Source organism: Sphingomonas ginsenosidimutans (genome assembly GCF_002374835.1).
Classification (GTDB): domain Bacteria; phylum Pseudomonadota; class Alphaproteobacteria; order Sphingomonadales; family Sphingomonadaceae; genus Sphingomonas; species Sphingomonas ginsenosidimutans.
Genome location: NZ_NWVD01000001.1, coordinates 343,333 through 362,472, shown reverse-complemented (window position 1 = coordinate 362,472; position 19,140 = coordinate 343,333). Strand labels below are relative to the sequence as shown.

The window sequence follows — 19,140 nt, the reverse complement described above, 5'->3', positions numbered from 1 at the left end:
AGTTGGATCACGCCCGCGGCGTCAGTTTCAGCAACCGCCCCTTGGCGCCATCCTCGATCACCCAGATCGCGCCGTCCGGACCTTCCGCCACGTCGCGGATGCGCGCGCCCATCGGCCATTGATCGCCCTTGGTCGCCTGCGTGCCGTTCAGGTCGACGCGGACCAGCGATTGCGACGACAGGCCGCCGATGAAGGCGTCGCCCGCCCATTGCGGGAACAGCTTGCCCGAATAGATCATCAGCCCGCCGGGCGAGATCACCGGATTCCACCACACCTTCGGCGCTTCATAGCCATCGCCGGGCGCGTGATCGGGGATGTCGCGCCCGTCGTAATGCGATCCGTTCGACACGTTGGGCCAGCCGTAATTGCGCCCCGGCAGGATCAGGTTCAGCTCGTCCCCGCCCTGCGGCCCCATTTCCTGTTCCCACAGATTGCCCTGCGCATCGAACGCGATGCCCAGCAGGTTGCGGTGCCCGTAGCTCCACACCTCCGGCAGGAAACCCTGCGCCGCCAGCGGGTTGCCCGCGGCGGGCTTCCCGTCGGGCGTCAGGCGCAGCACCTTGCCCAGCGATGCGTCCTTGTCCTGCGCGGGGGTGAATTTCTGCCGGTCGCCGGCAGTGAAGAACAGATATTGCCCGTCCGGCGAAAAGGCGATCCGGCCGGAAAAATGCCCGTCGCCGTCGACCAGCGGCGTGGCGCGGTACAGCGCCTCGATCGAGCGCAGCCGCTCCGCACCGGGCGCGTCGTCCAGCACGCCGCGTGCCAGCACCACGCCCTTGCCACCGTCGCCGGCCGCCGAATAGCTGAAATAGACCCGCCGCGACCGCGCGAAATCGGGCGCGGGGACGACGTCCATCAACGCCCCCTGCCCCGCCGAGCTGACCGGCAGCGTCGCGATCGTGCGGCGCTGGCGGCCGTCGGCGGACACCAGCAACATCTGCCCGTCCTTCTGCGTCACCAGGATGCGCGCATCGGGAAGGAAGGCGATCGCCCAGGGCGAATCGAACTGCGCGACCGCGGTCGTCGCGAACCCGCCGGCGGGCGTGGCGCTGGCGGCGGGCGACGGCGTGGCGGTGGGCGCCGGGGCCGGGCCGTTCGCCTCCTCCCCGGTGCAGGCGGTCGAGGCGGCGAGCAGGGCGGTGAACATCAGCGGGCGGATCATCGGCGGCACACTCCCTCGACGCGGCGATACGATATGGCTCAAAGATGACAGCGGCGGCTTGGTTCCGCCAGAAGGCTTGCGGCGGCGGCGCAACACGGCTATATCGCCCGTGCTTTCTCTTACATCGCGAGGTGCAAGGGGCTGCGGGGTTCGCTCCGCGGCGGCGAAAAACGCATGTCCGGAAGGTCCGCTTGAACGATATCGACACCCTCACCCGTCTGATCGAGCCGGAGGCGCAGGCGCTCGGCTTCGCGCTGGTGCGCGTCCGATTGTTCGGGAAGGACGACGAACGCACACTGCAGGTGATGGCCGAACGGCCCGACACGCGCCAGCTGACGATCGACGATTGCGCCAATCTGTCGCGGCGGCTGTCCGACCTGCTCGACGCGATGGAGGCCGAGGGCCGCGACCCGATCGAGGGTGCGTACCGGCTGGAAGTGTCGTCGCCGGGGATCGACCGCCCGCTGACGCGCCGCCAGGACTTCGCCGACTGGACCGGGCATGAGGCGCGGATCGTCTTGACCGAGGCGGTCGACGGGCAGAAGCAGTTCAAGGGCGAGTTGGAGGGGATCGACGCCGACGGCCTGATCGCGATCCGCCACCCGCGCACCGGCGAGGTCGCGCACGCGCCGTTCGCGCTGATCGCCGATGCCAAACTGGTGCTGACCGACCGGCTGATCGCTGCCACGGTGCCGCTGTCGATGGACGGCGCCGACGAAGAGATTTTGGACACGTCCGCCACGACGGACGAAGCAGAGGAAACCCACTGATGGCCACCGGCGTCACCGCCAACCGTGCGGAGCTGATCGCGATCGCCAATTCGGTCGCGTCGGAGAAGATGATCGACAAGGCGATCGTCATCGAGGCGATGGAGGACGCGATCCAGCGCGCCGCGCGCACGCGCTACGGCCAGGAAATGGACATCCGCGCCAAGCTGGACCCGAACAACGGCGACCTGCGGCTGTGGCGCGTCGTCGAGGTGGTCGAGGAAGTCGACGACATCTACAAGCAGGTCGACGTCAAGGGCGCGCAGAAGCTGCAGGCCGGCGCCGCGGTGGGCGACTATCTGGTCGATCCGCTGCCGCCGATAGAATTCGGCCGCATCCAGGCGCAGGCCGCCAAGCAGACCATCTTCCAGAAGGTCCGCGACGCCGAGCGCGAGCGCCAGTATGAGGAATTCAAGGACCGCGCGGGCGAGATCATCACCGGCGTCGTCAAGCGCGTCGAGTTCGGCCACATCGTCGTCGACCTGGGCCGTGCCGAGGGCGTGATCCGCCGCGACGCGCAGATCCCGCGCGAGGTGGTGCGCGTCAACGACCGCATCCGCAGCCTGATCCTGAAGGTGGTGCGCGAGAACCGCGGGCCGCAGATCTTCCTGTCGCGCGCGCATCCCGACTTCATGAAGAAGCTGTTCGCGCAGGAAGTGCCCGAGATCTACGACGGCATCATCGAGATCAAGGCCGCCGCCCGCGATCCGGGCAGCCGCGCCAAGATCGGCGTCATCAGCCACGATTCGTCGATCGACCCGGTCGGCGCGTGCGTCGGCATGAAGGGCAGCCGCGTCCAAGCCGTCGTGCAGGAAATGCAGGGCGAGAAGATCGACATCATCCCGTGGTCGCCCGACACCGCGACCTTCGTCGTCAACGCGCTGCAGCCCGCCAACGTCGCGCGCGTGGTGATTGACGAGGAAGAGGACCGGATCGAGGTGGTCGTCCCCGACGACCAGCTGTCGCTGGCGATCGGGCGCCGTGGTCAGAATGTGCGCCTCGCCAGCCAGCTGACCGCCAAGGCGATCGACATCCTGACCGAAACCGACGCCAGCGAGAAGCGCCAGCAGGAGTTCGTCAAGAATTCCGAGACGTTCCAGAACGAGCTGGACGTCGACGAGACGCTGGCGCAGCTGCTGGTCGCCGAGGGCTTCGGCGCGCTGGAAGAGGTCGCCTATGTCGAGCTGGACGAACTGGCGGGCATCGAGGGCTTCGACGAGGATCTGGCGCAGGAGCTGCAGAGCCGTGCGCAGGAAGCGCTCGATCGCCGCGAACAGGCCAACCGCGAGGAGCGGCAGGCGCTGGGCGTCGAGGATGCGCTGGCCGAGCTGCCATATCTGACCGAGGCGATGCTGGTCACGCTGGGCAAGGCCGGGATCAAGACGCTCGACGATCTGGCCGACCTGGCGACCGACGAGCTGATCGAGAAGAAGCGCGTCGAACCGCGCCGTCGCAACGAGGACGCCCCGAAGCGTCCCGAGCACAAGGGCGGCGTGCTGGGCGAGTACGGCCTGACCGAGGAGCAGGGCAACGAGATCATCATGGCCGCGCGCGCGCACTGGTTCGACGACGAGCCGGGGGAGGAACCGGCGGGCGAAACGGCCGATGAGGAGCAGCAGGACGCCTGATGCCGTTCGTATCGATCCGACTGGCCGGCACCGCGAGTGTCGAGCAGAAGGCGGGGATCGTGGCCGATGTCACGTCCTCGCTGGTCACGCGGCTGGGCAAATCCCCCGCCGCGGTCCAGGTCGTGATCGAGGAAGTCTCCCCCGAGAATTACGGCGCCGGCGGCATCCTGATCGCGCACCGCGACCAGCCGCCGCGCGCGCAACCGAGGGAGGACGCGCATGCGGAACCCTCGCAATGAGCCGCTAACGCTCCACCATTTTCGTCACCCCGGCCTTGCGCCGGGGGCCATCGATCCGCGAACGCTGCGCTCGCGGCGTCATGGATCCCCGGTCACGCCCGGCATGACGGACGGAGGCGCCGCATGACCGCCGCGCCCGAACGCTCCTGCATCCTCAACCGCGAGCGCGCGTCGCCGGCGCAGCTGATCCGGCTGGCGCTGGCGCCGGACGGGCGGGTGCTGCCTGACGTGCGCGCCAAGGCGCCTGGTCGCGGTGCGTGGATCGGTGTGGATCGCGCGGAGCTGGAGACGGCGATCGCCAAGGGCAAGCTGCGCGGCGCGCTTGCGCGCGCGTTCAAGGGCGCGGCGCTGACCGTTCCCGACGATCTGCCCGCGCTGGTCGCCGCCGCGCTGGAACGCAACGCGCTCGACCGGCTGGGGCTCGAATCGCGTTCCGGCACGCTGCTGACCGGGTCGGAACGGATCGAGAAGGCGGCGCGCGCGGGCAAGCTGCACGCGCTCTATCATGCCGCCGACGCCAGCGACGACGGTGTGCGCCGGCTGGCGCAGGCGTGGCGCGTGGGCCGCGACGAAGAAGGAAGTTCGCTGAAGGGCTTGGCGTTGCCGGTCGACCGCCCCATATTGTCGTTGGCGCTGGGCCGCGAAAATGTGGTACACATCGGCGTCATCGACCGCGCGGCGGCCGGCCGGCTGGGCGAAGCGCTCGGCCGCTGGCTGCAATTTATCGGCCCTGATCCTATCCACGCACCTTGCGCTACGGCCGCGCAAGGCGCATCGGCGCCCGGTTCCGTCCGGGCGCAAACGGCCGTGACGACAGACGAGGAATGTGAGTGAGCGATACCGACAACGACAAGCCGAAACTCGGAATGCGCGCGCCCCTGGGGCTGAAGCGCACGGTCGAGACCGGCAAGGTGAAGCAGAGCTTCAGCCACGGCCGTAGCAATACGGTGGTGGTCGAGGTGAAGCGTCGCCGCGTGCTCGGTCCGCAGGGCGGCGCGCCCGAGGCGACGCCGGCCCCCGCTGCGCCGCCGCCGCCCCCGCCGCCGCAGCCCACCGCGGCAGCCGCCGCTGCGCCGCGCCGCCCGGCCCCGTCGAACGAAACCGCGCAGGAGCGCCAGGCACGCCTGCTGCGCGAGGCCGAGGACCAGCGCATGCAGGCGCTGGAAGAGGCTCGCCGTCGCGAGGAGGCCGAGCGTCAGCGCGCGGCCGAGGACGAACGCCGTCGCGCCGAGGAAAAGGCGCAGGAGCGCGCACGTGCCGAGGCGGAAGCCCAGGCGGCTGCCGCACCGTCGCCCGAGCCGGCTCCGGCGCCGGTAGCCCAGCCGCAGGCGGAGTCGCCCGCCGCTCCGGCCCCGGCTTCCGCTCCCGCCCCCGCTCCCGCCCCCGTCGAGGACAGCACGCCGGCCCCGGTCGCCGCGGCTCCGGCTCCGCGTCCGGCACCCGCGCCCGCCCCGACCCCCGCACCCCCGCCGGTGCTGGAACTGGGCCGCGATCCCGGCATGCCCGCGCCGCGCCGCTTTTCGCCGGTTGCGCGCCCGGAAATCCCCAAGCCGCAGCCCAAGCCCGAGCCGAAGCCGGAGCCGGCACCCGCCGCCAGTGCGCAGCCCGCCGGCGGCGCGTCGGGATCGTCCAGCTCCGCTCAGCGCAACCTGCCCAGCGGGCAGGCGACGCCCCGCAACGCGCCGCCGAGCCGGCCGACGCAGCGCGACCGCAAGGGCGACGAGCGCCGCGGCGGCAAGCTGACCGTCAACCGCGCGCTGAACGAGGACGGCGCCCGCGCCCGCAGCCTCGCCGCGCTGAAGCGTGCGCGCGAGAAGGAGAAGCGTGGCTTCGGCGGCCCGCGCGAGCCGCAGGCCAAGCAGGTCCGCGACGTGCAGGTGCCCGAGGCGATCACCGTCCAGGAACTGGCGAACCGCATGGCGGAACGCGGTGCCGATCTGGTCAAGACGCTGTTCAAGATGGGCATGCCCGTCACGATGACGCAGACGATCGACCAGGATACCGCCGAGCTGCTGGTGACCGAATTCGGCCACAACATCGTGCGCGTGTCCGATTCGGACGTCGACCTGGCGATGGACACGACCGAGGATGCGCCGGACACGCTCCAGCCGCGCCCGCCGGTCGTCACGATCATGGGCCATGTCGACCATGGCAAGACCAGCCTGCTCGACGCGCTGCGCGGCACCGACGTGGTGCGCGGCGAGGCCGGCGGCATCACGCAGCATATCGGCGCCTATCAGGTCACGCTGAAGGACAAGTCGAAGGTCACCTTCCTCGACACGCCGGGCCATGAGGCGTTCACCGCGATGCGTGCGCGCGGCGCGGATGTCACCGACATCGTGGTGCTGGTGGTCGCGGCCGACGACGGGCTGATGCCGCAGACGATCGAGGCGATCAACCACACCAAGGCGGCCGGCAAGCCGATGATCGTGGCGATCAACAAGGTCGACAAGCACGACGCCAACCCGCAGCGTATCCGCGAGCGCCTGCTGGAGCATGACGTGCAGGTCGAGGCGATGGGCGGCGAGACGCAGGACGTCGAGGTGTCCGCGCTCAAGAAGACCGGGCTGGACACGCTGATCGAGAAGATCCAGCTGCAGGCCGAGCTGATGGAACTGACCGCCAATCCCGACCGCCCCGCCGAGGGCAGCGTGGTCGAGGCCAAGCTGGACAAGGGCCGCGGCCCGGTCGCCACCGTGCTGGTCACGCGCGGCACGCTGAAGGTCGGCGACGTCTTCGTCATCGGCGCGGAAAGCGGCAAGGTGCGCGCGCTGGTCGACGACAAGGGTCGCCAGATGAAGACCGCCGGGCCGTCGATGCCGGTCGAGGTGCTGGGCATGTCGGGCACCCCGTCGGCGGGCGACAGCCTGCAGGTGGTCGAGAGCGAGGCGCGTGCGCGCGAGGTGGCCGAATACCGCCAGAGCGTGCTGCTGCAGAAGCGCACGACGCAGGCGCCGGCCAGCCTGGAGAGCATGTTCTCCGCGCTGAAGGCGAACCAGGCGATCGAATATCCGCTGGTCGTGAAGGCGGATACGCAGGGCACCGTCGAGGCGATCGTGGCGTCGATCAACAAGATCTCGACCGATCTGATCCGCGCGCGCGTGCTGCATGCGGGCGTCGGCGGCATCACCGAAAGCGACGTGACGCTGGCGGGTGCGTCGGGGGCGCCGATCATCGGCTTCCACGTGCGCGCCAATGCCAAGGCGCGCGAGATCGCCGAGCGGCAGAAGGTGGCGTTGAAATATTACGACGTTATCTACGACCTGATCGACGAAATCCGCGCCGGCATGGCCGGCGAGCTGGGGCCGGAGGCGTTCGAGACCGTCGTGGGCCGCGCCGAGATCCGCGAGGTCTTCTCCGCGGGCAAGCACGGCCGCGCCGCCGGCCTGCTGGTGGTCGAGGGGGCGATCCGCAAGTCGCTCAAGGCGCGCATCACCCGCGACGACGTCATCATCTACAATGGCGAGATCGCGTCGCTGCGCCGGTTCAAGGACGACGTGCCGGAAGTTCGCGCCGGACTGGAATGCGGTGTGACGTTCACGCAGAACTTCACCGACATCAAGGCCGGCGACTTCCTCGAAACCTTCGAGGTCGAACTGCGCGAGCGCACGCTGTAAACCTGTCTTCCCTCTCCCGGCGGGAGAGGGAGGGAGCCGGCAACGCCGGCGGAAGGGTGAGGGCGAGTGAGCGGTGGCAATGTCCCCCTCACCCTTCCACTCGGCGTTGCCGAGCGGGCCCCTCCCTCTCCCGCCGGGAGAGGGTTTTGATGCCATGACCAACCAACCCGAAAAGTCCGTCCGCACCCTTCGCGTCGGCGAACAGGTGCGCCACGTGCTGTCCGAAATCCTGCAGCGCGGCGATGTCCATGACGACACGCTGTCCAGCCACATGGTCAGCGTGACCGAGGTGCGCATGTCGCCCGACCTGCGCCATGCCACGGTGTTCGTGAAAGCGCTGCTGGGCAAGGACGAAGAGGCGGTGCTGAAGGCGCTGCGCACCAACACGGCCTACCTCCAGCGCGAGGTCGCGACGCGGGTGAAGATGAAATATGCCGCGCGGCTGAAGTTCCTGGCCGACGAAAGCTTCGACGAGGGCAGTCACATCGACGCGTTGCTGCGCCGCCCGGAGGTGGCGCGCGACCTTGACGGGGAATGAGGTAAGGTCGTGTCGCCGTTCGTCGGCGACGCGGCACATGCTGCGCTGAATTTGCGGAACGGTGGATGCCGGAACAGGTCCGGCATGACGGAAAGAGCGTTCACAGACCGCCCGGACACGGCCGGGGCGACGCTCGGTGCGAGGCGCGGGCGGCGTGTTTCTCCGCGGTCGGCATATCCGTCACGCGCTTCGTCCTCCCGGCACCGACCCCGCGTCATCTGGCGCGGGCGACGGCCCACCACCGGCCACCCGAATAGACGCCCTGATACCGGTCTTCGACGACCATGATCGGATAGAGCTCGGTCGATGCGCGGCTGGACATGGCGGTGATCCTGCGGTCTGAAACGGTCATGGCCAAGCTGTACTTCTACTATGCCAGCATGAACGCCGGCAAATCGACCACGCTGTTGCAGGCCGATTTCAACTATCGCGAGCGCGGGATGCGCACGATGCTGTTCACCGCGGCGGTGGACGATCGGTTCGCGCCGGGCACGATCACCTCGCGCATCGGGCTCACTGCGCCGGCGACGATGTTCGATGCCGAGACCGACCTCGCCGCGCTGGCGCTGGCGCGCCATGCCGAGGCACCGCTCGCGTGCGTGCTGGTGGACGAGGCGCAGTTTCTGTCGGCGGCGCAGGTCGCGCAGCTCGCCGCACTGGCCGACGAGGCGGGCATCCCGGTGCTGGCCTATGGCCTGCGCACCGATTTTCGCGGGGCATTGTTCGAAGGATCGGCGCGGCTGATGGCGCTGGCCGACGCGCTGGTCGAGATCAAGTCGGTGTGCGCGTGCGGGCGCAAGGCGACGATGAACCTGCGCGTCGATGCCGAGGGCCGCGCGGTGGCGGAGGGGCGCCAGACCGAGATTGGCGGCAACGACCGCTATGTCGCGCTGTGCCGGCGCCATTTCATGGAAGCGTTGCAGGCGACCGCGTGACGGGATCGGAAGAGGGGAGCACGGCGACCGATGATGCGCTGGACGATCTTGCCGCTGGCGCTGCTTGCCGGCGCGGCGGTGCCCGTCGCCGACGAGGATGCGGCCGTCCTGCGCGGCGTGCTCGCCGCGGTCGATCGCGGTGGGGCCGGGATGTGCGTGCCCGCCGAACTGACCGAGGCGCCGTTCGCGGGCATCCGCCGGATGATCGTCGAGGCGGCGCACGATCACAACCACCAAGCCCCCGGCCCCGCCGAGCGCCGCACGGCGATCCGCGCGATGACCGCCGAGTGGGAATGGGTCGCGGACCGGCCCGTCGGCCCGGCGTTGCGCCGCGCGGTCACCGACGCCGCCTATATGCTGGCGGAAAGCGGCGATCCGACCCCCGTCGAATATGAGGCGGTCGGCGAACTCAACGCCAGCGATACGCCCGAAGGCGGGGCGACCGTGTCCCCCGCCCAGCCCCGCGACTTCGGGAAGGTCGACGCCGGATGGCTGGCGCTCGGACAGCGGCTGGGCACAGCGGCAACCTGCGGCTTTCCCGTGCTGACGCTGTCCGCGGTCGCGCGCCGTGGCGACATCGCCTTCGTGGAGGTGGGGATCAGCGGTGGCCCGCTGTCCGGCGCGGGCGAGATCTGGGCGCTGCGCCGCACCCCCGACGGCTGGCGCACGGTAGCGCGCCGGCGCACATGGGTTTCCTGACGCGGCGCGCGCGCCTATCTGACGCGGCATGAACCCCAACGGCATCGTCTGGTCGGTCGCGATATGGCTGATCCCGCTCATCATCGCGATCGTCTTCCATGAGGTGAGCCATGGCCTGGCGGCGCGCGCGCTGGGCGATCGCACTGCGGAGCGGCTCAACCGGCTGTCGTTGAACCCGCTGCGCCATGTCGACCCGATCGGCACCGTCGTGCTGCCGCTGATGCTGGCGATCGCCAAGGCGCCGGTGTTCGGCTGGGCGCGACCGGTGCCGGTCGATACGCGCCACCTGCGCGATCCGCGCCGCGCGATGATGCTGGTGGCGCTGGCGGGGCCGGCGATGAACCTGGCGCTGGCGCTGGTCGGTGCGATCCTGCTGGGGCTGTTCGCGCAGTCGATCGAGACCGCGGCCGAGGGCAGCGTGGCGGCGTTCGTCGCGTCGAACCTGGTCAACTTCCTGCTCATCAACGTCTTCCTGGCGGTGTTCAACATGATCCCGCTGCCGCCGTTCGACGGCGGGCATGTCGTCGCAGGGCTGTTGCCGGAGCGGCTGGCGCAGAAGTGGGACGGGCTGGCGCGGTTCGGCTTCCCGCTGCTCATCGTCCTGCTATTGGTGCTGCCCGCGCTGCTGCCGCAGGCGAACATCGTCCAGCGGCTGGTCGCGCCGCCGGCACAGGCGCTGACGAACCTGTACCTGTCGCTCGCCACCGCGATCGGGGGGTGAGGCGGTGCACGGCTGGCTGATCCTCGACAAGCCGCTGGGGCTTGGGTCGACGCAGGGCGTCTCCGCGGTGAAGCGCGCGTTGCGCATCGGCGGCTATGGCAAGACGAAGGTGGGGCATGGCGGGACGCTCGACCCGCTGGCCACCGGCGTGCTGCCGATCGCGATCGGCGAGGCGACCAAGCTGGCCGGGCGGATGCTTGACAGCGACAAGGTGTACGATTTCACGATCCGCTTCGGCGAGCAGACCGACACGCTCGACGCCGAGGGCAAGGTGATCGCGACCAGCGAGGTGCGCCCGACCGCCGCCGCGGTCGCCGCGATCCTGCCGCGCTTCACCGGACCGATCGCGCAGATGCCCCCCGCCTATTCGGCGCTGAAGGTCGATGGCCAGCGCGCCTACGATCTGGCGCGCGCGGGCGAGGAGGTGGTGCTGGCGACGCGGAACGTGACGGTTCATGCCGTGCGGATACGTCATCCCAGCGAAGGCCGGGATCTTCCAGTGCAGCGCACCGGGCCATCACTAGAGGACCTCGGCCTTCGCTGGAATGACGATCCGCTTGAGGAGATCACCCTCACCGCGCATGTCTCCAAGGGGACGTATATCCGCAGCCTCGCGCGCGATATCGCGCTGGCGCTGGAAACCGTCGGCCATGTCACCTATCTCAGGCGGACGAAGGCGGGGCCGTTCGCGCTCGCCGATGCGATTACGCTGGACAAACTGGACGAAATCGCTAAGGCGCGCAGCCTTGAACACAAACTCCTGCCGTTGAGCGCGGGGCTGGACGACATCCCGGCTCTATCGCTCACCCCCGATCAGGCAGGGTCGCTCCGCCAGGGGCGCGCGCTGATCGGGATCGCCGCCGATGACGGTCAGGCCTTCGCCATGCTGGGGGACATACCCGTCGCGCTGGTGGAGGTGGAGGACGGCAACGTCCGCGTCACCCGTGGTTTCAACCTGTAACGATGTCGATCTAGGGAATATGAATGTCGATCACTGCTGAACGCCGCCAGGACGTCATCAAGGACAATGCCCGCGCCGAAGGCGACACCGGGTCGGTCGAGGTCCAGGTCGCGATCCTGACCGAGCGGATCAAGAACCTGACCGAGCATTTCAAGGGCCATGCGAAGGACAACCATTCGCGCCGCGGCCTGCTGATGATGGTCAACAAGCGTCGTTCGCTGCTCGACTATCTCCGCAAGAAGGACGGGGACCGCTACCTCGCCCTCATCGCGAAGCTGGGTCTTCGCAAGTAATCCGGAAGGGCGCCCTAGCGGCGCCCTTCTCGTATCCGCCCTCCGGCAATTCGGCCAAGCGGGCGGCGGCGGAACACTCCGCCACACGAACGGGACGTGCCCGTTCGAACACAGGCCCCGGCGACATAGGGTCGCCGGTGTGAAGGAAAACAGATGTTCGATACCAAGAAGGTGCAGATCGAGTGGGGCGGAAAGACCCTCACTCTCGAAACGGGCCGTGTGGCCCGTCAGGCCGACGGCGCGGTGATCGCGACGCTCGGCGAAACGGTGGTGCTGTGCGCAGTGACCGCCGCCAAGAAGGTGAAGGAAGGGCAGGACTTCTTCCCGCTCACCGTCCACTATCAGGAAAAGTTCTCCGCCAGCGGCCGCATCCCTGGCGGCTTCTTCAAGCGTGAGCGCGGCGCGACCGAGCGCGAGACGCTGATCAGCCGCCTGATCGACCGTCCGGTGCGCCCGCTCTTCCCGGAAGGCTTCTACAACGAGATCAACTGCATCGCGCAGGTGCTGTCGTATGACGGCGAGAACGAGCCGGACATCGTCGCGCTGGTCGCGGCGTCGGCGGCGCTGACGATCTCGGGCGTGCCGTTCATGGGCCCGATCGGCGCGGCGCGCGTCGGCTACAAGGATGGCGAATACATCCTCAACCCGACCGATGCCGAGGCGGTCGAGGGCGACCTGGACCTGGTCGTCGCCGCCACCCACGACGCGGTGATGATGGTCGAATCCGAAGCCAAGGAGCTGTCGGAAGAGGTCATGCTGGGCGCGGTGATGTTCGCGCACAAGGCGTCGCAGCAGGTGATCGACGCGATCATCGATCTGGCCGAGCAGGCCGCCAAGGATCCGTGGGACCTGCCCGCGGGCGACGACCAGAAGGCGGTCAAGGCCGAGCTGAAGAAGCTGATCGGCAAGGACATCACCGCCGCCTACAAGCTGACCGACAAGCAGGCGCGCCAGACCGCGCTGGCGGCGGCCCGTTCCAAGGCGAAGGACGCGATGGCGGACCGTTCGCCGCAGGAGCAGCTGGTCGCGGCCAAGCTGGTCAAGAAGCTGGAGGCGGACATCGTCCGCACCGCGATTCTGAAGGACGGGCGCCGCATCGACGGGCGTTCGACCACGCAGATCCGCCCGATCGAATCGGAAGTCCACTTCCTGCCGCGCGCGCACGGTTCGGCGCTGTTCACCCGCGGCGAGACGCAGACGATCGCGACCACCACGCTGGGCACCCGCGATGCGGAGCAGATGATCGACGGCCTGAACGGCCTGTCGTACCAGCATTTCATGCTGCACTATAACTTCCCGCCCTATTCGGTCGGCGAAGTCGGCCGCTTCGGCGCGCCGGGCCGCCGCGAGATCGGCCATGGCAAGCTGGCGTGGCGCGCGCTGCACCCGGTGCTGCCGACGAAGGAGGAGTTCCCGTACACGATCCGCGTGACGTCGGACATCACCGAGTCGAACGGATCGTCGTCGATGGCGACCGTCTGCGGCGGCTCGCTGGCGCTGATGGACGCGGGCGTGCCGATCAAGCGCCCGGTGTCGGGCATCGCGATGGGCCTGATCCTGGAGGGCAAGGACTTCGCCGTCCTGTCCGACATCCTGGGTGACGAGGATCACCTGGGCGACATGGACTTCAAGGTCGCCGGCACCAGCGAGGGCATCACCAGCCTGCAGATGGACATCAAGATCGCCGGGATCACCGAGGAGATCATGAAGGTCGCGTTGAGCCAGGCAAAGGAAGGCCGCGCGCACATCCTGGGCGAAATGGCCAAGGCGCTGTCGACCACCCGCACCGAATTGTCGGCGCATGCGCCGCGGATCGAGACGATGCAGATCGACAAGTCGAAGATCCGCGACGTCATCGGCACCGGCGGCAAGGTGATCCGCGAGATCGTCGCGCAGACCGGCGCGAAGGTCGATATCGACGACGAAGGCGTCATCAAGATCAGCTCGTCGGACGGCGCGCAGATCGAGGCGGCGATGAACTGGATCAAGGGCATCGTCGAAGAGGCCGAGGTCGGCAAGATCTACACCGGCAAGGTCGTCAACATCGTCGACTTCGGTGCGTTCGTGAACTTCATGGGCGGCAAGGACGGTCTCGTCCACGTCTCCGAAATGAAGAACGAGCGTGTCGAGAAGCCGGGCGACGTCGTGTCCGAGGGGCAGGAGGTCAAGGTCAAGGTGCTGGAGATCGATCCGCGCGGGAAGGTTCGCCTGTCGATGCGCGTCGTCGACCAGGAAACCGGCGCCGAGCTGGAAGACACCCGCCCGGCGCGCGAACCGCGCGGCGAGCGTAACGAGCGCAGCGACCGTGGCCCGCGCCGCGAAGGGCGCGGCGACCGTGACGGCGGCGGCCGTGGTGGCGAGCGCGGCGGCGATCGCGGCCCGCGCCGCGAAGGCCGCGGCCCGCGCCGTGAAGGCGGCAAGGACGAGGGCGACGCCCCCGCCTTCGCCCCGGCGTTCCTGACCGGCGACCGCGACTAAGCGACCGCCGGTCCCACGGGACCGAAACGACGACGGCCCCGGCAGCACGCGCTGCCGGGGCCGTTTTCGTTCGGGCGATGTGCGCGCCCCTCAATCGCCGGGGACGTTGACCACCACGTCGGTCTTCCCCTCATCGTGCCGCGAAAAGGCGATCGACACGCTCTTGCCGTCCTTTTCTCCGGCGAGCATCCCGCCATCGGCGCCGACGAACGACGACGGCACCTTCCATCCTGCGCCGGTCAGCGACCCCTTGTAGAAATCGAGCACCTTGCCGATCGCGTCGGGGGTGCTGAGCGTCACCATCTTGTTCTTCTTGCCGTCGTTTTCGGTCTCGATCACTCCGGTGACGGCCGCGCCGGGATAGAGCGGCGCATAGGCCGGCATCGTCACCTTCGCCGCGGCGGTGCCATCGGTGGCGCGGATCATGCCCTTTTCGCTCGTGATCGTCGACGTGCCCTTGCTGTCGTCGGAGGCAAAGGTCGTGCCGCCGACCGTGGTCGACTTCTCGCTCGATCCGCACGCGGCGAGCAGGGTGGCGGCAAGCACGGTGGCGGCAACGGGGACGATCGGGCGCATAGGGCTTTCTCCGACGGGGCGGTCATACAGGGATCGGCACCCGGCGCGCGATCGAACGACCGGGACGTCATGCCCCGTGCCTTTGCCGCGCCTGTGCGACGCTGGCAATGCCCCGCCCCGTGCCCGTCAGTCGCGATAGCCGGGGTCGATCCGGTCGAGCTTGCGCAGCAGCGCGGGCCACGCCAGCTTCTGCGCCAGCATCCCCATCCCCTTCGGATTCGACTGGCCGGCCACCTTGTCCTCGACGCCCTGCGGCGGGTTGTTCAGGTGCTCGCGCCCGGCGGACAGCATCAGCACCTGCGCCTCGCACGCGCGCTCTAGGAAGTACAGCCGCAGGAAACACGACGCGACGCTGTCGCCCACCGCGAGCGTGCCGTGGTTGCGCAGGATCATGACGCTCTTGTCGCCGATGTCCTGCACCAGCCGCTCGCGCTCCTCCAGGTCGGTCGCGATGCCTTCGTAATCGTGATAGGCGACGTCGTGTCCCGCGATCATCGCGGTCTGGGTATGCGGCAACAGCCCGAATTCCATCGCGCTGACCGCCTGACCGTGCGGCGTGTGCAGGTGCATGACTGCATGCGCATCCTCACGCGCCATGTGGATCGCGGAATGGATCGTGAAGCCCGCCGGGTTGACTGGGTGCGTCGTCGCGCCGACCGGATTGCCCTCCACGTCGATCTTGACCAGCGAGGAGGCGGTGATCTCCTCGAACATCATGTCATAGGGGTTGATGAGGAAATGGTGTTCCGGCCCCGGTACGCGCGCCGACAGGTGCGTGAAGATCAGATCGTCCCAGCCGTACAGCGCCACCAGCCGGTAGGCGGCGGCCAGATCGACGCGCGCCTCCCACTCGCCGGGTGCGTATCGGGACGTATCCACCTGAGCCAGCGTCGCCATCACCACTCTCCTCGTCGCGTTTCGTTTGGCAACGGAATATCGGATCGCGCGGCCGCTGGCCACCCCCGGCGGGAGATCAGCGGCGCCGCTTTCCGGAATGACGGCGCGCCGGGCGGGGCGCACCGGCGGCAGGCGACGTCCCGGCCCAGTCGCGCTCGCGATACCATTTGGTGACGATATACTTGCTGCCGCGCGTCACCGGACGCCCGGCGTGCAGCGTGTAGCGGTTCGCCCGGCCGTCGGCGCCGATGTTGTTCCAGCACAGGATCGTCCCCTGCCGGGGTATGAACGCTTCCTCCAGATAGGCGAAATGCGTCTCACCGCCTTCCTCGGGTTCGTTGAGGTAGATCATCGCGGTCCAGGTACGGTTGCCGCAGCGCGACGCATGGGTGCCGGCATCGGGATGGTGCGGCTCGAAATAATCGTGGTGCAGGCGATATTCCTGCCCCTGCCCATAACGCTGGCCCTGGATCGGCTCGCCCAGCGTGGGCGCGATGCCCAGCAGCAGCGACAAGCGCAGGTCCAGCAATTGCACCACCGGCGCCGCGGGATCGAAGGCGCACGTCTCGCTGGTGCGTGCATCCGCCGCACCATAAGCGATCTGCGACGGCCGCCGGTTGGCGTCGATATAGCGCATCAGGATGTCGCATTCGCCCGGATCGAGGAAGCCGGGCATCGACCATAATTCGACCAGCGGGCTGGGATGGCGCGTCGCCCCGGCAAAGCGCGTCGCCAGCAGCATCTCCTCGCTCAGCACGATCGGTTGGTGGACGGACATGCGCGGCGCTCTCCCACCGCCCGCGGGCGTGCGGGCGGAACCGGCCCGGTCTAGGATCGCATGGTAAAGCGCGCGTTAACGCCGTCCGCCGGCCCGGCGCGCCGCCGGAGAGGACGGCGGCGTGCCCGCCGTCCACGCGCCGCCCTCACCTGCGTCGTCCATGTCGCGCCCGGCCAGCGCGCGGTCGAACCGCAGACCCGCGCGCCCGTCATCGACCCAGCGGATCACCGCCGCGACCCAGCGCCCCTCCTCCAGCTCGATCCGCACCGGATAGCCGACCGCCTCCTCCGGCAGGTCGATGCCGTCGATCATCACGCCGGTGGCGGACAGATCGCGGATGCGCACCTCGCCGCTTTCCTCGCCCAGCATCAGCCGCGCGGTGCGCAGCATCTTCTGCCGGATCGCGCGGCTGGTCTTGTGCCCGATCGCCACGGCATAGCCGCCCGCCGCCGCCAGCTGGTCGCGCACCGTCGCCAGCCGCGCGGGGCGGCCATAGACATAGCCCTGGATATGGCTGCAGCCCAGGTCGCGGATCAGCGCGATCTCGTCCTGCTGCTCGACCCCCTCGGCGGTGGTTTCCATGCCCAGCGTATCGGCCAGGCTGACGATCGCCTTGATGATCGCGGCGTTGCGGTTGCCCGGCTGGATCGCGCCGCGCACGAAGCTTTGGTCGATCTTGATCTTGTCGAAGGGCGCCTTCTTCAGATAGCCGAGGCTGGAATAGCCGGTGCCGAAATCGTCGAGCGCCAGCCGCACCCCTATCGACTTGAGCGTGCGGAACATCTGTTCGGACGAGGCATCCTCGTTCAGGAACACGCCCTCGGTGATCTCCAGCTCCAGCCGGTGCGGGGCGAGCCCCGATGCCGCCAGCGCGCTGGTGACGATCGCGGGCAGTGCGGGGTTGGCGAACTGGATCGGCGAGACGTTGACCGCGACGCGCACATGGTCCGGCCAGCCGGCCGCCTCCATACAGGCGGTGCGCATCACCCATTCGCCGATCGATTCGATCAGCCCGCATTCCTCGGCCACCGGCACGAAATCGGTCGGGCTGATCGCGCCGCGCTGCGGATGTTCCCAGCGCAGCAGCGCCTCATAGCCGACGATCAGCGCGTCCTTCGTCGACACGACCGGCTGATAGGTCAGGTGGAACTGGTCGCGCCCCAGCGCCTGGCGCAGATCGTCCTCTAGCCGCTTGCGGTTCTGCGCGCCCTCCAGCAATTCCTCGCGATAGAAACGGTGGACGCCGCGCCCGTCGGCCTTGGCCGCGTACAGCGCCAGATCGGCATTGCGGACCAGCGTCTCAGGCGAATCGCCGTGCAGCGGGGCGACCGCGATGCCGATCGAACAGCCGATCGAGAGCGTCGCGTGATCGATATGATAGGGCAGCGACAGCGCCGCGATCACGCGGTCCGCCAGCGCCGCCAGCCGGTCGCGATTGCCCTCGCGCGGTATCACCACCTGGAATTCGTCGCCGCCCAGCCGCCCGACCAGCCCCGCCTCGCCGATCGTGCGCTGCAGCCGCTGCGCGACCTCCTTGAGCAATTCGTCGCCGACCTGGTGCCCCAGCGTATCGTTGACCGCCTTGAACCGGTCGAGGTCGAGCAGGAACAGCCCGGTCGACCCGTGCCCGCCGCCTTGCGGGGTCAGCGCCTGTTCCAGCGACAGGCGCATCCGCTGGCGGTTGGCCAACCCGGTCAGGCTGTCGAACAGCGCCAGACGCGCGATCTCCGCATCGGCGCGGCGCCGCGCGGTCAGGTCCGCGCCCCAGCCGGCGAACCCCTGGAACCGGCCGAGTTCGTCATGGATCGCGCGGCCGGAAATCGACCACCAGCGTTCCGGTGCGTCCGCCGCAGCGGGGCAGACGGTGTAATCGGAAAAGGACGTGCGCGACGACATGTGGAACGACAGGGTGCGTTCGGTTTCCAGCTGCTGCGATTCGACGGCGAAGATCGCGGTCAGCGGCTGGCCGATCAGGTCGGCAGCGGCGTCAGCTTCGCCCGCCCCCGCCCCCGACGCGCCGCGCAGCTGCTGAGCGACCTTTGCGGACAGATAGCTGATCCGCCCGTGGCGGTCGGTCTGCCAGAACCAGCCCGCGCCATGCGTTTCATATTCGCCCATCAGCCGCCGCGCCCGCCCGTCGTCGGCGCGCTCCACCCGCCGCGCGCGCGCCGCGCGCTGGTCGGTCACCCCGCCGTGCAGCTGGGCCAGGGCGTAGAGCGCCGCCACCGCCGTCGCCACCAGCGACGCCGCGGTGATGCCGTCGTTGGCGATCATCACCGCCGCCAGCATCGACGCGAAGGCGATGCTCGCCGCGCGGACCGGATAGAGCGCGGCCGCGACGACGATCGCGGCGCCCGTCACCGCGACGGTGGCGGCTTCGCCGATCCCGGCGGCGAACGCGGCAACGTCCATTCCGAGCAGCGACAGCGACAAGGCGATCCATGCCGCCGCCAGCGCCATCGCCGCGGTGCGGCGGTGCGCCATCATCCGCCCCCAGCCGGTCAGGATCATCAGGCAGGCCGGTGCCAGCGCCAGCGCCGGGCCGGCGCGCAGCGCCAGCGATACGGCCAGGTCATAGCGCCCCTGATGCGCGGCCAGCGCGATCAGCGCCGCCGGCACCGCCAGCAGCACCGCCATCGCCGCGGGCCACACCGCCGCCGCGGCACGCAGGGCGGCGCGGCGCTCGTCCTCGCACCCGTCGTCGGGTGCCGGCGTCAGCCCCAGCGCGCCGCCGGGGCCGGCGCGGGCGTCGAGGTCACGGACAGGCTCGCGGAGACGGCGCATCATCGTGCCCGCGTAACCCGCCCATGGTTACGGAAATGCTTAGGCGGCGGGTTTGCCATGCCCGCAA

General features: G+C 69.2%; 18 protein-coding genes. 12 read left to right on the top strand and 6 right to left on the bottom strand.

Annotated features, from left to right (window positions below; genetic code table 11):
- Positions 1-7: 7 nt before the first annotated feature.
- Positions 8-1,162 carry a PQQ-dependent sugar dehydrogenase gene (locus COA17_RS01535; RefSeq protein ID WP_096609749.1) on the bottom strand — a complete coding sequence of 385 codons (1,155 nt, stop codon included), beginning with the start codon at positions 1,160-1,162 and terminating at the stop codon, positions 8-10.
- Between the two features lie 191 nt (positions 1,163-1,353).
- Here COA17_RS01535 and rimP point away from each other — a divergent pair, with 191 nt between their 5' ends.
- The 6 genes from rimP to rbfA all read left to right on the top strand — a co-directional run bounded on the left by rimP (position 1,354) and on the right by rbfA (position 7,951).
- Complete coding sequence (gene rimP, locus COA17_RS01530) at positions 1,354-1,932, top strand: ribosome maturation protein RimP (RefSeq protein ID WP_245857341.1); 579 nt, start codon at positions 1,354-1,356, stop codon at positions 1,930-1,932.
- The gene (nusA, locus tag COA17_RS01525; protein ID WP_066489619.1) at positions 1,932-3,557 is read left to right on the top strand and encodes a transcription termination factor NusA; all 1,626 of its coding nucleotides are present in this window, start codon (positions 1,932-1,934) and stop codon (positions 3,555-3,557) included. The genes rimP and nusA overlap by 1 nt, the downstream gene beginning before the upstream one ends.
- The gene (locus COA17_RS01520; RefSeq protein ID WP_066489617.1) at positions 3,557-3,796 is read left to right on the top strand and encodes a tautomerase family protein; all 240 of its coding nucleotides are present in this window, start codon (positions 3,557-3,559) and stop codon (positions 3,794-3,796) included. The genes nusA and COA17_RS01520 overlap by 1 nt, the downstream gene beginning before the upstream one ends.
- Before the next feature lie 123 nt (positions 3,797-3,919).
- Positions 3,920-4,630 (top strand): DUF448 domain-containing protein, encoded by a 711-nt coding sequence (locus tag COA17_RS01515; protein WP_066489615.1) that lies wholly within the window; start codon positions 3,920-3,922, stop codon positions 4,628-4,630.
- Entirely contained in the window at positions 4,627-7,413 is a 2,787-nt protein-coding gene (gene infB, locus COA17_RS01510) for a translation initiation factor IF-2 (RefSeq protein ID WP_096609745.1), read from the top strand. The genes COA17_RS01515 and infB overlap by 4 nt, the downstream gene beginning before the upstream one ends.
- 154 nt (positions 7,414-7,567) lie before the next feature.
- The gene (gene rbfA / locus COA17_RS01505; RefSeq protein WP_066490309.1) at positions 7,568-7,951 is read left to right on the top strand and encodes a 30S ribosome-binding factor RbfA; all 384 of its coding nucleotides are present in this window, start codon (positions 7,568-7,570) and stop codon (positions 7,949-7,951) included.
- 214 nt (positions 7,952-8,165) lie between these two features.
- Here rbfA and COA17_RS19230 read toward each other — a convergent pair whose 3' ends face one another.
- Positions 8,166-8,309: a hypothetical protein gene (locus COA17_RS19230; RefSeq protein WP_176484756.1), complete on the bottom strand. Its 144-nt coding sequence runs from the start codon at positions 8,307-8,309 to the stop codon at positions 8,166-8,168.
- On the opposite strand from COA17_RS19230, the gene COA17_RS01500 reads away from it, so the two are divergent.
- The 6 genes from COA17_RS01500 to pnp all read left to right on the top strand — a co-directional run bounded on the left by COA17_RS01500 (position 8,302) and on the right by pnp (position 14,038).
- Positions 8,302-8,886 (top strand): thymidine kinase, encoded by a 585-nt coding sequence (locus tag COA17_RS01500; RefSeq protein WP_096610695.1) that lies wholly within the window; start codon positions 8,302-8,304, stop codon positions 8,884-8,886. The genes COA17_RS19230 and COA17_RS01500 overlap by 8 nt on opposite strands.
- A 33-nt stretch (positions 8,887-8,919) precedes the next feature.
- Positions 8,920-9,585 carry a hypothetical protein gene (locus COA17_RS01495; protein ID WP_141396997.1) on the top strand — a complete coding sequence of 222 codons (666 nt, stop codon included), beginning with the start codon at positions 8,920-8,922 and terminating at the stop codon, positions 9,583-9,585.
- 28 nt (positions 9,586-9,613) lie between these two features.
- On the top strand, positions 9,614-10,306 hold the full coding sequence (locus tag COA17_RS01490; RefSeq protein WP_096609741.1) for a site-2 protease family protein: 693 nt from the start codon (positions 9,614-9,616) through the stop codon (positions 10,304-10,306).
- 4 nt (positions 10,307-10,310) lie between these two features.
- Complete coding sequence (gene truB / locus COA17_RS01485; RefSeq protein ID WP_096609739.1) at positions 10,311-11,267, top strand: tRNA pseudouridine(55) synthase TruB; 957 nt, start codon at positions 10,311-10,313, stop codon at positions 11,265-11,267.
- A gap of 23 nt (positions 11,268-11,290) precedes the next feature.
- On the top strand, positions 11,291-11,560 hold the full coding sequence (gene rpsO / locus COA17_RS01480; RefSeq protein ID WP_066490321.1) for a 30S ribosomal protein S15: 270 nt from the start codon (positions 11,291-11,293) through the stop codon (positions 11,558-11,560).
- Positions 11,561-11,713: 153 nt separating this feature from the next.
- Positions 11,714-14,038 carry a polyribonucleotide nucleotidyltransferase gene (pnp, locus tag COA17_RS01475; protein WP_070321721.1) on the top strand — a complete coding sequence of 775 codons (2,325 nt, stop codon included), beginning with the start codon at positions 11,714-11,716 and terminating at the stop codon, positions 14,036-14,038.
- A gap of 90 nt (positions 14,039-14,128) precedes the next feature.
- Here the strand turns inward: pnp and COA17_RS01470 are convergent, their stop codons facing one another.
- The 4 genes from COA17_RS01470 to COA17_RS01455 form a co-directional block, all read right to left on the bottom strand.
- Entirely contained in the window at positions 14,129-14,614 is a 486-nt protein-coding gene (locus tag COA17_RS01470) for a hypothetical protein (protein WP_096609737.1), read from the bottom strand.
- A gap of 126 nt (positions 14,615-14,740) precedes the next feature.
- The gene (locus COA17_RS01465; protein WP_066491436.1) at positions 14,741-15,511 is read right to left on the bottom strand and encodes a class II aldolase/adducin family protein; all 771 of its coding nucleotides are present in this window, start codon (positions 15,509-15,511) and stop codon (positions 14,741-14,743) included.
- Positions 15,512-15,587: 76 nt separating this feature from the next.
- On the bottom strand, positions 15,588-16,289 hold the full coding sequence (locus COA17_RS01460; protein WP_245857340.1) for a prolyl hydroxylase family protein: 702 nt from the start codon (positions 16,287-16,289) through the stop codon (positions 15,588-15,590).
- Positions 16,290-16,364: 75 nt separating this feature from the next.
- On the bottom strand, positions 16,365-19,076 hold the full coding sequence (locus COA17_RS01455; protein WP_096609735.1) for an EAL domain-containing protein: 2,712 nt from the start codon (positions 19,074-19,076) through the stop codon (positions 16,365-16,367).
- Positions 19,077-19,140 lie beyond the last annotated feature (64 nt).